Below are 13,594 nucleotides of genomic sequence, written 5' to 3'. Positions count from 1 at the left end.
TTATTCTTATGCTAAGTTGTTCAACTGTTAACATCAAACTTTATAGCACGGATATCTGACTACAAAAATTGGCAATTTCATAATTTCGAACACCTAAAATCGCAAGCCTCGCTTTCGCTCGGGCGGTCCGATTTTTTAACGGTGTTCTTCAATTTGAAATTAACACAATTTTTTCCGTATGATATCCTAAGCTATAAATGTTTGATGTTTAATATTCACAAACAAACATTTCACCCTGGCTAATTTACTTCGCCCTTATCCACTATTTATTTTTATCTATTTTTACCACAGCAGTTTTTGTATTTCTTACCACTTCCGCATGGACATGGATCGTTTCTACCGATCTTCTTACCTTTAACTACTGGTTTGTTAATTTCTTCTTCTCCACCTGTTGCTGATGTTTCGTGAGCAACTTGTTTTCTTTCGATTTCTTCAACTGGTTGAACGTTGAACATTCCTCTAACTGTGTCTTCTTTTATAGAGTGGTTCATATCTTCAAACATTTCGAAACCTTCATTGTTGTAAGCTCTTACTGGGTCTTGTTGACCGAACGCTCTTAGACCGATACCTTGACGCAATTGATCCATCGCATCAATGTGATCCATCCATTTTCTATCTACAACCATAAGAAGAATTACACGTTCGATTTCTCTGAATTTTTCTTTGCCGATGGCTTCTTCTTTTTCTCCATAAACTTCCAATGCTTTTTGTGTTACATAATCTGTGAAAGTTTTCTTGTTGTAGCTGTTAAGTCTTGTAAGATCCAATGTTCCTTCTGGAATGAATGTGTTAAGATATGTCATCAACGCTTCCATTTCCCAATTTTCTGATTTTGGATCTTGGCAATATGTGTCAATTGCATTAGCAATGATGTCCTTAATCATAGCCACGATAGATTCGTGCATGTCTTCTCCGTCAAGTACTTTATCTCTTTCAGTATAAATTACTTTACGTTGTGCATTCATAACGTCGTCGTATTTCAATACGTTCTTTCTGATACCAAAGTTATTAGATTCAACTTTTGTTTGCGCTCTTTCGATTGCTTTAGTGATTGTTCTGAATTCCATTGGTTCGTCTTCTGGGAATTTGCCAGATTCAGCGTATTTTTGGATAGTTTCTCCACCGAACAATCTCATTAAGTTGTCTCCTAATGATACGAAGAATCTTGATTTACCAGGGTCTCCTTGACGGCCAGAACGACCACGCAATTGGTTGTCGATACGACGTGATTCGTGACGTTCAGTACCAATTATATATAATCCTCCGACTTCAAGAACTTTCTTCTTATCTTCGTCAGTCATTTTCTTGTATTTTTTGTATAATTCGTTGTATACATTTCTTGCTGCAACTAATTCTTCGTCTGTACTTGGCAAGAATGAATCCAAACTTTCGATTACGTATTCGCCGTAACCTTGTTTTTTCATATCGTGTTTTGCTAAGAAATCTGGGTTACCACCTAAAAGAATGTCGGTACCACGACCTGCCATGTTTGTTGCGATAGTAACTTTGTCAAACATACCTGCTTGTGCTACAATTTCTGCTTCACGTTCGTGTTGCTTAGCGTTCAATACGTCGTGTTTGATTCCATTTTTCTTCAACAATTTGGACAACTTTTCTGAAACTTCAATTGAAATAGTACCAACTAGAATTGGTTGTCCAGTCTTATGAATTTCTTTTATTTCTTCAACGATTGCGTTGAACTTAGCGTTTTCGTTGATGTATACTCTGTCTTGTTCGTCAACTCTGGCTACTGGTTTGTTAGTAGGGATTTCAACAACGTCCATCTTGTAAATTTCATTGAATTCTGCTTCTTCAGTCTTGGCAGTACCAGTCATACCACTTAATTTGTTGTACATTCTGAAGTAGTTTTGGAATGTAACTGTTGCCAAAGTTTTAGATTCGCTCTTAACTTCAACACCTTCTTTTGCTTCTATAGCTTGGTGAAGACCATCAGAATATCTTCTACCTTCCATGATACGACCAGTAAATTCATCAACGATAAGGATTTCGTCATCTTTTACTACGTAATCAATATCACGTTTCATTGTATTGTTAGCCTTCAAAGCTTGGTTAATGTGGTGAGCTAATTCCATGTTATTAGGGTCAGACAAGTTTTCCACGCCAAAATATTCTTCGGCTTTTTTAGTACCAATTTCTGTAAGACTGGCAGTTTTTCTCTTTTCGTCAACCAAGAAATCAACAGTTTCATCCTTGAATTCACGATCGAAAATATCTGGCTTGTCTTCTTCTGGATCCATAATACGTCCAGTCAAACCATTAGCAAACATATTTGCTCTCATGTACATATCTGTGGATTCGTCGCCTTGACCAGAAATAATAAGTGGAGTTCTAGCTTCATCTATTAAGATAGAGTCAACTTCGTCCACGATTGCAAAGTTAAGGCCTCTTTGAACCTTGTCTTTTTTGTAAATAACCATGTTGTCACGCAAATAGTCGAAACCGTATTGGTTATTAGTACCGTAAGTAATGTCACAAGCGTAGTTTTCACGTCTTTCATCATTGTCCAAACCATAAACGATAACGCCTACAGTTAATCCTAAAAATTCGTGAACTTTTCCCATCCATTCCTTATCTCTCTTTGCAAGATAATCATTGACAGTAACCACGTGAACGCCCTTACCACTAAGCGCATTCAAATATGCAGGTAAAGTTGCAACCAAAGTCTTACCTTCACCAGTTTTCATTTCTGCAATTCTACCTTGGTGTAATACAACACCACCGATTAATTGCACACGATATTGTTTCATACCCAAAACTCTGTAGCTGGCTTCTCTAACTACAGCAAACGCTTCTGGCAAAATATCATCCAAAGTTTCTCCGTTTTTTAATCTTTCCTTGAATTCAACAGTTTTATGCTTTAATTCATCATCTGATAATTGTTGCATAGACTTATCATATGATTCAATTTTTTTAATAATTGGTTCTATTTTCTTTAGCTCTTTTTTATTAGCTGAGCCAAAAATAGATTCAAATACTCCCATATAAATCTCCTTACTTTAATATCTATAAATACTACCTTTTATTTTAACATTAAAACATATCATTTACAACAAAAACATCAACATTTAAAGGAAATCACTTATAAAATTTTCCAATAAATTACAGAGCATATAATTTTAGGTGCAAGTCCTTCCTCTTTCCCCGTTTAAGTTAAAATACACTCTGCAATCATCGAAAAAAAACTCAAGCAAACGATCGAAAATAAGAATAATTTGAATTTATGCAAACAGTCAAGCCTTTTTGCTAAGAATATCATACGGAAAAAATATGTATAAATTCAAGTGAAGTGAACCGTTAAAAAATTGTGCTGCCTGAGTGCGTAGCACGAGTTCACGATTTTAGGTTCACAAGCTTAGAATTTATTTATTTTTGTAGTCTAGATATTCGTGCAAAATGCTTGATCTGTGATTTCTTGCGAAGGTTGTAATCTACATTTGTCCTGCATTTCTAAATCCTGCGAAACCTTTAAGCAAACAATCAAGCTGAATATCATCATAGAAAATTTAATGTTTCTTATGAGCGACGCTTCGAACAAGAAAATCTTCATTTCGTTTGCCTACATAGAAGATTTTCGCAGTGAGGCTGAGCGAATAAGATTATTAAATTTTCACCAAGATATTCGTGCGCGATTGTTGCCGTAGCCTAGATATTCGTGCAAAATGCTTGATCTGTGATTTCTTGCGAATAAGATGATTAAACTAGAATATATGTTATTTGTATTGCTGTTGTACGCACATTTTGATATAATAATATTATAAAAATTTCAGAAAGGTGGTGCTTTATATGGCAGCAAAATCAGCAAATCTTTATGCTCGTATTGAACCAGAGGTAAAAGAAAAGGCAGAAAGTATTTTATCTGCACTTGGTATTCCTGCATCCAGTGCTATTAATATGTTTTATAAACAGATAATTCTTCAGAGAGGACTTCCTTTTGAAGTGAAATTGCCATCTTCTCGTCCTGTAGATATGTCCTTTTTATCAGAAACAGAACTGAACGAAGAGCTTGAGAAAGGATATGCGGATATCAAAGCAGGAAGAACAAGAGAAGCAAGCGCAGTTTTTGCAGACATCCGTAAGGATTACAACCTATGATTTATGAAATCAAAATTACTGACCAAGCTGATAATGATATTCGTAATATATATGAATATATTGCCTACGAATTGCAGTCACCTGAGAATGCCAATGGTCAACTGGACAGAATTGAAAAGTGTATTATGAGTCTTCACGATATGCCAGAGCGCCATCGTTTTTATGATAGCGAACCGTGGAAAAGTCGTGGACTTCATATTGTTCCGGTAGATAATTATTGCATTCTATATATTGTAGATAATGATGATACAACAGTTTCAATCATGCGAGTGATGTATTTAGGTCGTGATATTGATGTTCAACTTAACAAATACACAAAATACGATAAGTAGAGCAAATTGGAATTTATGAGGTTGATGTAATGATTAGAAATTGCATTAACTGCTGTTTATAATCTTTTCAAAATTTCTTGTTTCATTCTTAACTGTCCTTTTTTTATACACATATTCCCGTACCATAAAAGATACGTCAGACCAATTGAAAGATGTCATTATATAATTAATTAAATTAAAAAGGCTAAGAGCATCTCTGCTCTTAGCCTTTTAACTTGTCACCAAAGACTGTATAATTTAGTTTGCTAAAATTCACTCTGCAATCATCCTTGTGTCCGTTTAATCAAACAATCCAGCTGAATATCCTCAATTTATGTAAACAGTCAAGCCTTTTTGCTAAGAATATCATACGGAGAAAATAATCATAAATTCAAGTGAAGTGAACCGTTAAAAAATTGTGCTGTCTGAGTGCGTAGCACGAGTTCACAATTTTAGGTTCACAAGCTTAGAATTTATTTATTTTTGTAGTCTAGATATTCGTGCAAAATGCTTGATCTGTGTTGTGTCTGAATAAGATTATTAAATTTTCACCAAGATATTCGTGCGCGATTGTTGCGCGTAGTCTAGATATTCGTGCATGATGGTTTTTCTCTTTATCCTTTGCATCATGGTTTTTCAATTATTTCACGAAAAAAGAGCCCACTTTTATGAGCTCTTGTATTTATTAAAGGATTGAAAATCCTAATTCTTTTGAGTCTTTGCAGAATGTTTTCACTGTGTCTAGTGAATATTCGTTTAAATCTTTTCCCATCAATGAAAGTTTCTTGATGATTGCAGGAGTACATGTGATGATGTCTACTCCCAATTCATTTGCTTGGTAAATGTTGAACACTTCTCTTGGAGATGCCCACAACAATTCACAACCTTTTTTAGTTTTGCAAATTTCCAAGGATTCTTTCATGATTGGCATTGGATCAACTCCAGTGTCTGCAATTCTTCCAGCAAATACTGAAACGATGCTAGGCACTCCTTCTGTCAAGTTGTCTACGACTTCTCTTACTTGATCCACTGTGAAGATTGCTGTTACGTTAAGTTTAATTCCTTTTGAGCTAAGTTTTTTCAATAGTGGAGCAGTTGATGTTCCATTACTTGTAGTCACAGGAATTTTGACGTAAACATTGTCTCCTAATGAAGAGATTTTGTCTGCTTCTTTTTCCATAGTTTCCAAATCATCTGCAAATACTTCAAATGATACTGGATATCCTGTGATTTCTTCTAAAACTTTCTTGGCAAATTCAACGTAATCTGTGATTCCAGCTTTTTTCATCAAAGATGGATTAGTTGTAAATCCAGTTACTTTTTTTGATGCCAATGATTCTAACATATCTTCTAAGACTGCACCGTCTGAATAAATTTTTGTATTAATTTTCTCCATTTCAACCTCTCTTTTCGTGTAGTAAAATGTGAATTATTGTTCGTTGTTAATTGCAGTATCTTTCTTTGTAATTATTGATGGAGCGATTAACGCTACTAATAAAACTGCGATAATGATATACACTCCGACATTACCCATAGCATTTCCGATTTTTCCTAATAAAATTCCCAAAACTCCGAAGTCAAAATCCCCGAATGTTGTATTGTTAAATCCTAATTGTCCTAAAACTGGAAGTAAGAATGCTGGTAAGAATGCCAAGAATAATCCGTTGATGAATGAACCCACCATAGCTCCTCTTCTACCACCAGTTGCATTACCGTAAATACCAGCAGTTGCACCGCAGAAGAAGTGAGGAACAAGTCCTGGAATAATTAATACTCCACCGATAGCTCCCAAAATAAACATACCGATTAATCCGCCTACAAAACTACATGCAAATCCCAAAATAACTGCTGTTGGTGCGTATGGGAAGAATACTGCACAGTCAACTGCAGGAACAGAGTTAGGAATAAGTTTTGTAGCAATTCCTTCGAATGCAGGAATCAAATCTGCTAAAATCATTCTAACACCTGCATATACGATTGCTACACCAACTGCGAAGTTTAACGCAGAGATGATTGCAAACAAATATGGGTTTTGTCCGTTAGACAGTTTGCCGACAAAATCAGGACCAGCTTTGATACTTGCGATTAAATAGAACACAATCATTGTCAACGCTGTTGAAATTGTAGTATTTCTCAAGAAACCCCATTTTTCTGGAATTTCGATATCTTCAGTTGATTTGGAATCTTTTCCAACTAATGAACCGATAAAAGCTGACAAATAATATCCCAATGATCCGAAGTGACCAAGTGCGATTTCGTCTCCGTCAGTAGCTTTCAAAGTGTATTTTTGTCCGATTGCTGGAGAAATTGAACTCCAAGCTCCCAATATAAATCCACCAGCCAATACCAAAGCCACGCCCTTAAATCCGATTGCACCTAAAGTTGCTGACAATAGACAAGCCATGAAGAAGCTGTGGTGACCAGTTAAGAAAATGTATTTGTATCTTGTAAATCTTGCTATTAATAAGTTAAAAATAAGTCCTACTAACAAAATTGACATTGTTTCTACGCCCAAAACTTTTTGCGCAACAGATGTGATGGCTTCGTTATTAGGAACAACACCTGTGATGTTGAATCCGTGTTGAATCATTTGACTCAATGGATCCAAGTTAGTCGTGATGACATTAGCACCTGCAGCCAACATTAAATATCCCAAAATAGGACCCAATGTACCAGTCATTACCTTGTGAGCTGGTTTTTTAAGTGCGATAAGACCTACCATTGCGATAAGACCCATCAAAAACGCAGGCTCAGATAGAATGTCTTTTAAAACATTTAAAAATCCCATAAATTCCTCCTTAATTTTTTAAATCAATTTATTTGAATTCTTCTAAAACAGGAACCAAATCTTCTTCGATTTTCTTTCTGTTAGTGTAGCTTTTTACTATGGCTACTTTTTGATCATCTGAAAAAATTGACTTAAATTCCTTAACAGTTACAAAAAGGTCAGCGCCTTTTCCTACAGCTGCGTTAGAATCACAAGATTCTACGTTAGCTTCAATTCCCATATCCTTGCAAATAGCTTCCACTTTCATTTTCAAAAGAAGACTACTTCCAATTCCGTTTCCACATACAGTAACAATATTAATCATCATTTCCCTCCTCTAATTTTTCGTTAATAATATCCAACATTTCGTCTTCAGATTTTGCGCCAATAAGCTCATCTGTAATTTCGTCTGAATCCAAAAGCACTGCCAATTGTTGAAGTGCCACAATGTGTGATGAAGAATCCACCGCTGCCAAACAGAACAAAATTCTTACCCAGTTGTCCTCATCCTCTTCTTCGTTTCTAAAATTCACAGGCTCATTTAATTTTGTCAAACTAATCGCCATTTTGGCTACATTGCCGTTTGGTCGTGCATGAGGAACCGCAATGTTCGGAGCAAGCACAATGTATGGGCCCGCATCCTCAACGCTTTTTATCATGTCTTCTACATATTGTTCGTTAATGTAACCATTGTCCAACAAACTTTTTGCTGCAATTCTTATTGCATCCTTCCAATCATTTGCACGATCTTCAATTCGTATTAATTCTTTTTTTATTAAATCGCTCAAACTATCACCTCTTTACAAAAAAATATTGGTTAACAAAAGTATTGTTAACCTTATTTTACCATATATTTACATTAGATTATATATGCGTTTCAAAAAAATTTGCCAATTTAAAGGATTAAACTACCAATCAAAATTATTACCGGCAAAGTCACCACCGAAAATATCGTCGACAAACACAAAGCCCTTGATGGAAAATCCGTAGATTTATTAAACATTAAACAGAAAAGCACACTCACTCCTGCAATCGGAGCTGATGCCATCGCCAACGTTGCAATCTTTGAATCTGTATTCATCGGAATAATTAACAAAATTGCGATATAAATCAAAGGAAACAAAATATTTCTGATAAAAGAAACTTCCCACGCCATTTTGTCTTTGTGAAAAGGCTCTGTAATACTCACGAAATTTGCACCGATAATTATCATACTAAGAGGAGTATTCATACTAGCCAAATAAAAAACAGGTTTTGTCACAACATTCGGCATTTTATAAATAACCCCGAAGAAAAACAAAACAAATCCTAAAACAGACGAAATAATACAAGGATTTTTCACAACCTTATTCCATTGAATTTTCCCGTTTCCAGTCATTTCGTACAAACCAATCCCGTGACTCCACAACAAAATATTGAACACCGCCAAGTAAGGAATAGCGAAAAAAGTTCCATCAGCTCCAAGCAATGCTTCAATCAAAGGAATCCCCATGAAACCACAATTGCTATACACAGATGCAAACTTGTACGTACTTAAATTTTCGTTTTTAGAAAATCTATCGAATTTGAACAAAAAATGAGAAATCAAAATAGATGAACCCATCAAAACCACCGCAGCGAAGGCAGTCATACCAAAATTGTTCAATAGCACTGGCGTAACGGGTCTATTAAACGCGTTGATAATAACACTTGATCCCACAACATACATTACAAAACCTGTCATTTCACGAATGGTTTCTCTGCTGAAAAACCCAGTTCTTGCAAAAATATATCCCATAGCCATGAACACAAACATAATCAAAATCTGCTGCAACGTAACTAAAAAAATAAAAATCCACTCCTTATACCCAATTATTTAATTATACCATCATTGTGAAATTTTTCTAGTATTAATTTGAGGCTTTGATGTGCGAAACGAGTGATTCATTATCGAAGATTGCTTCACAACGCAGAAAACCAGTTTGCACGAACATCTAGACTACGAACGAAGAAAACTACAAAAACTCGTAAATCGCTCATCTGTCTACAAAAATTGATAAATTCTAATCTCGAAATCCTAAAATTTGAAGCGCGCTTCGCTTACGCGGTCAAATTTTGGACAGATTTCTTCGATTGAATTTAAAACAATTTTTTTCGAATGATTCGCTCCTTTACGATGTTTTTTGTTTTGTAATATCAAATTTCTTGCAAAGATTAGTTTTCTGCTTTTGTTTTCTGAAGTCACCTCTTACTACACACCCCAGCTCCAATCAAAAAAACAACATCACTCATCAAAAAATCCATCGCATAAATCTTTAAATAAAATTTAATGCAATGGACTACTTTGTTGTTAATTATTTACTATAAATCTTTCTGTCTAAATTTTCGAACAGAAACATAAATTATTAAACTTATACATACTGCGAATACGACTAATTGAATGATTATAGTTTCTGGATTTATGATATTATCTGATTTTAAATTAAAATATCCTATGATAAATTTGTCTATTGTTTTCGCTCTGGTTAATAGCGATGTAACAACATATAACCCCATCGAACTTAATGTTCCGACTATTGCTCCTTTATCGATGGAAACTAACATCGCCGAGATTACCATAAAATAAACTTCTAAAAACCCAAACAATATCTGAACTAAAATCTCGAAGTTATCTTTAGTAAACAAATTTCCACTTACAGCATAATTTGTCCCCTTCACAAAAATTAAATAAGCTAAAACATTGAATGCTATATTCGTGATGAAATAAAAAAGAGTCATGCAAATCATGGATATAAATTTCCCGCAGATAAGTTTTTTTCTGTCTGCTACAGGAGCTACTTCCAGAATGATTTGACCTTTTTGAATTTCATCTCCTAAAATTTTCGATCCAGCATACATCAAAATTATCATTGGAACTCCCAGTATGAAATACAATTGCCATATTGAAAATACGTATCTGCATATGTCAAATTGACCTTTAAAAGCCACAAAACTCCATCCAAATTTAACACCAGCTCCATACAATATCGAAACAAGATTCAATAATAAAATCAACAAGAAAGCCCTACTCTTTTTAAGCTTTAATAATTCTGCTTTAACTATTTTTTTCATTTTCCACCCCATCAAATAACTTGTTTATAGAATCTGATTCAATTAAAATGTCCTTTATCTCAATATTTTTGTCCGCCAATAACTTAAAGGTTTTGTTTAGTTGATTTTTATCACTTACAAGTATTTTGTTTTCTTTTAAGACAATATTCTTATCATTTATTTCTAAGTTTGGTGTTTTGTTTGAAATTTCTATTACATACATTTTTTCTTTGTTTAAGTTGTGATTTCTTATTTTTTTGTTTTCTAAGAATAAAAACCTATCACACAACTCGTCTATTTCCTTCATTTGATGCGAAGAAATCAGAAGTGCAATCTCTTCTTTTTCGACAATCTCCTTAATAAATTTCTTAACTCCATTTATACCATTCGGATCAAGTCCCACAAAGGGCTCATCTAATATAAGTAACTTCACATCTCCAAGTAGCGCCAAAGTTAGACTTAGTCTTTGTTTCATCCCAAACGAATAATCAGACACCTTTTTCTTGACACCTTTTAGCCCCACAAGTTCTAATAAATAGTTGGCTCTATCCCAGGTTTCTTTTTCGTTTTTCAAATTTCTGTAAAGAATTTGAATTTGAATATTTTCCTCTGCTGTTAAATTCTCATAAAGTCTTGTGTCGACCAAAAATCCTATCTTACTCATTAATTCATGTTTATTGCTATAAGATTGATCGTTTAAAAATTTTACCTCGCCACTATCTTTAAAAATAAATCCCAATATCGTCTTCATCAAAGTTGTTTTTCCTGTTCCATTTGCCCCTACTAAACCCACAATCTCTTTAGGTTTAAGAGTAAAATTCACATCATCTAAAATCAACACATCTTTGTAAGACTTCCTTAAATTATTAATCTCTAAAATATTTTCCATATAATTCTCCAAAATTCCTATAAAAATAGCCCTTCTTTTCCAATAATTCTTCCAAGTTTCCGTTTTCTACAATCTCTCCATCATCCATGCAGATTATTTCATCTGCTTTAACTAAATTATGATAATTAATCTTGTGAGTAACCATGACGATGGTTTTGTCTTCCAAATCAAAAATCCTATCCTCTAAAATTTTTGAACTAGTAGAATCAAGAGACGAGTTCAATTCATCTAATAGAATTACATCTGTATCGTTAAGAATCGCTCTTGCAAGTCCAATTTTCTTCCTTTCGCCACCTGACAAAGTATCCTTTAAGTTTGAATTCTGTTGTATCTTTCTATCCTTTAAATTCTCGAGTAAGGAGAATTCTATTGCTTTATTTATTTCTTCATCAGAATACTCGTTGTATAAGGTAATGTTGTTTATCAATGTATCGTTGAATATAAATGTTTCTTGGGATACAAAAGAAATCATCTGCGATATGTTCTTATGAATTGAGTATTCACTTTCATTTAGGTACAGATTCCCAGAAGTATTTGATAAAATATTTGCCAAAATTTTTAGCAATGTCGATTTACCACTACCGCTATGACCAAGTATTACATATTTTTTATTTTTCTCAATTTTGAGATTTATATTATTCAACGAAAACTCAGAATCATCATTTTTATAGCACACATTATCTAGTTTTATAGAGTCAAAGGCATTTTCTGTAATATAAAAGTCATTTGTCTTTGTGTAGGATAGTAAATTTGTTATTTTATCCTTTATTTTACTGGCTCCTTTAATTTCCATAATTGCTGTTGTAGATTCTCCTATCGGACCCAGCATCATATTTATGATTTGTGTTATCGCAATAAGGCCACCTACTGTTAATTTCCCATTTATTACAAAATATCCTCCAAGAGAAAATGAGATGGCTATTATGATGTAGTTGCCTAGACCAATTATCTGTGAATAAAGTCCTAAGCTAGTGTTGAATAAGTATAATGACCTTTCTAATTCTTCCAAAGACGTATCAAATTGTTTTAGAATTTTTGATTCAATTCCATAAGTATGTATTAAATCCATTGATTCAAAAACATCTTTAATCTTTTCCAGAAATTTATCTTTATTTTTTGAATACTTCGCGCTTAATTCATCTATGTTTTTACCCAGAAAAACTGGCAATAATAATATTACAAATGAACAAAAAATCATAATAAATGCCATTTTTATGTTTAATTTCATCAAATAAACCAAACAAAAGCATATCAATAAGCTATTTTTCAAAAGGTTTAGTATGTTTTCGAAATATTGATTGTCTATTATATTCAAATCAGTTTCAAATACGTTTATCTTTTGAGAAGAAGAAGTTTTCATGAAATCTTTATGTTCCATTTTAAAAAAGCTTTTTATGATATCTCTTTTTATTGATTTATGTATATTCTTTTTCAAATTTGCGTTGGATATAACCAACAAATAAGTTAATATGAAGTTTATGATAAATGATATTACCAAAAACCAAATACTTTGTTTAAATGTCAGAGAGTCTCTGTTTATCATGCTATCCACAATCTTTTGGATGTTTCTCACGATAAAAATACTACATAAGCTTGTCACTATAGAAAGTATTACAATATACAATATCCTTAATTTTTGTGAGTTAAGATATTTTTTCATATACACCTCCATATAAAAATTTGGCATCTTTAATCAGACACCAAATTTAAATATGAATCTTTTAATATTAGTTAAGTATTATTACGCTGACCATTTTTTTCCTGAGTATCCGATAGAACCACAAACTACCATTCCTACTGATGCACAACCTGCGTTGTTTTTCTTCAAAAATTTAAATAACATTTTTATCTCCTTATGATAACTCTAATAATTAATTCTTTTGTTTACCGTTTTGTTGTTTTTCAAAATAATCAGATCAATTATGCTGACCATTTTTTTCCTGAATATCCAATAGATCCACAAACTACCATTCCTACTGATGCACAACCTGCGTTGTTTTTCTTCAAAAATTTGAATAACATATCTGTCACCTCCTTCAACCTTTGGATTCTCTAGAAAAATCCAGCTTTAATTTTTTATATGATCATTTAAAATGTCATAAATTTTTTTGTTGGAGCTAAGTCCTGTTAATATATTCCAGTTCACATAAAAATATATTATCTCTTCATTTTTCAGTAATAGTCTTATTGGTCTGGCTGATTTCCCAAAAACCATCCTATTTTGAGTGGCAAAATTCACCGAAGATACCACATCATCATTTCCCAAGGATATATCTTCAATTTCATCAAATTTTATTGTTTTATACCCTTTAAACTCTATGTATTTATCTGACAAAACAAACTCCCCATTGTGTTTAAACAAATTTTTCGCATTAAATCTTGTCATTATATTTTTATTTTCATTACAAATTTCTTCTATTGAAGAAGCAATATATTTGTCCATTA

At 33.2% G+C, this 13,594-nt stretch carries 12 protein-coding genes; 2 read left to right on the top strand and 10 right to left on the bottom strand.

Annotation, left to right across the window (positions count from 1 at the left end; translation table 11 throughout):
• Nucleotides 1–272 precede the first annotated feature (272 nt).
• Nucleotides 273–3,002 (bottom strand): preprotein translocase subunit SecA, encoded by a 2,730-nt coding sequence (secA, locus tag HMPREF0391_RS06050; protein ID WP_002836070.1) that lies wholly within the window; start codon nucleotides 3,000–3,002, stop codon nucleotides 273–275.
• Nucleotides 3,003–3,804: 802 nt separating this feature from the next.
• On the opposite strand from secA, the gene HMPREF0391_RS06045 reads away from it, so the two are divergent.
• Nucleotides 3,805–4,113 (top strand): type II toxin-antitoxin system RelB/DinJ family antitoxin, encoded by a 309-nt coding sequence (locus HMPREF0391_RS06045; RefSeq protein ID WP_002836068.1) that lies wholly within the window; start codon nucleotides 3,805–3,807, stop codon nucleotides 4,111–4,113.
• Nucleotides 4,110–4,445, top strand: a complete 336-nt coding sequence (locus HMPREF0391_RS06040; RefSeq protein ID WP_002836067.1) for a type II toxin-antitoxin system RelE/ParE family toxin — start codon at nucleotides 4,110–4,112, stop codon at nucleotides 4,443–4,445. Before HMPREF0391_RS06045 ends, HMPREF0391_RS06040 begins: the two co-directional genes overlap by 4 nt.
• A 664-nt stretch (nucleotides 4,446–5,109) precedes the next feature.
• On the opposite strand, the gene HMPREF0391_RS06035 is transcribed toward HMPREF0391_RS06040, so the two are convergent.
• The 9 genes from HMPREF0391_RS06035 to HMPREF0391_RS05995 all read right to left on the bottom strand — a co-directional run bounded on the left by HMPREF0391_RS06035 (nucleotide 5,110) and on the right by HMPREF0391_RS05995 (nucleotide 13,592).
• Nucleotides 5,110–5,820: a transaldolase gene (locus HMPREF0391_RS06035; protein WP_002836065.1), complete on the bottom strand. Its 711-nt coding sequence runs from the start codon at nucleotides 5,818–5,820 to the stop codon at nucleotides 5,110–5,112.
• A gap of 33 nt (nucleotides 5,821–5,853) precedes the next feature.
• The gene (locus tag HMPREF0391_RS06030) at nucleotides 5,854–7,212 is read right to left on the bottom strand and encodes a PTS ascorbate transporter subunit IIC (RefSeq protein WP_002836063.1); all 1,359 of its coding nucleotides are present in this window, start codon (nucleotides 7,210–7,212) and stop codon (nucleotides 5,854–5,856) included.
• 28 nt (nucleotides 7,213–7,240) lie between these two features.
• Nucleotides 7,241–7,516 carry a PTS sugar transporter subunit IIB gene (locus HMPREF0391_RS06025; protein ID WP_035109432.1) on the bottom strand — a complete coding sequence of 92 codons (276 nt, stop codon included), beginning with the start codon at nucleotides 7,514–7,516 and terminating at the stop codon, nucleotides 7,241–7,243.
• Entirely contained in the window at nucleotides 7,509–7,979 is a 471-nt protein-coding gene (locus HMPREF0391_RS06020) for a PTS sugar transporter subunit IIA (protein WP_002836059.1), read from the bottom strand. The genes HMPREF0391_RS06025 and HMPREF0391_RS06020 overlap by 8 nt, the downstream gene beginning before the upstream one ends.
• Before the next feature lie 107 nt (nucleotides 7,980–8,086).
• The gene (locus HMPREF0391_RS06015) at nucleotides 8,087–8,992 is read right to left on the bottom strand and encodes an AEC family transporter (protein WP_268890120.1); all 906 of its coding nucleotides are present in this window, start codon (nucleotides 8,990–8,992) and stop codon (nucleotides 8,087–8,089) included.
• A 539-nt stretch (nucleotides 8,993–9,531) separates the two neighbouring features.
• Nucleotides 9,532–10,281, bottom strand: a complete 750-nt coding sequence (locus tag HMPREF0391_RS06010) for an ABC transporter permease (protein WP_002836055.1) — start codon at nucleotides 10,279–10,281, stop codon at nucleotides 9,532–9,534.
• Nucleotides 10,265–11,149, bottom strand: a complete 885-nt coding sequence (locus HMPREF0391_RS06005; protein ID WP_002836053.1) for an ABC transporter ATP-binding protein — start codon at nucleotides 11,147–11,149, stop codon at nucleotides 10,265–10,267. Before HMPREF0391_RS06005 ends, HMPREF0391_RS06010 begins: the two co-directional genes overlap by 17 nt.
• Complete coding sequence (locus tag HMPREF0391_RS06000) at nucleotides 11,127–12,809, bottom strand: ABC transporter ATP-binding protein (RefSeq protein WP_035109427.1); 1,683 nt, start codon at nucleotides 12,807–12,809, stop codon at nucleotides 11,127–11,129. The genes HMPREF0391_RS06005 and HMPREF0391_RS06000 overlap by 23 nt, the downstream gene beginning before the upstream one ends.
• A gap of 408 nt (nucleotides 12,810–13,217) precedes the next feature.
• Nucleotides 13,218–13,592 (bottom strand): hypothetical protein, encoded by a 375-nt coding sequence (locus HMPREF0391_RS05995; RefSeq protein ID WP_002836050.1) that lies wholly within the window; start codon nucleotides 13,590–13,592, stop codon nucleotides 13,218–13,220.
• Nucleotides 13,593–13,594: the final 2 nt, after the last annotated feature.

This window comes from Finegoldia magna ATCC 53516 (assembly GCF_000159695.1).
GTDB classification, from domain to species: Bacteria; Bacillota; Clostridia; order Tissierellales; family Peptoniphilaceae; genus Finegoldia; species Finegoldia magna_F.
This window is presented reverse-complemented; position numbering and strand designations above follow the sequence as displayed.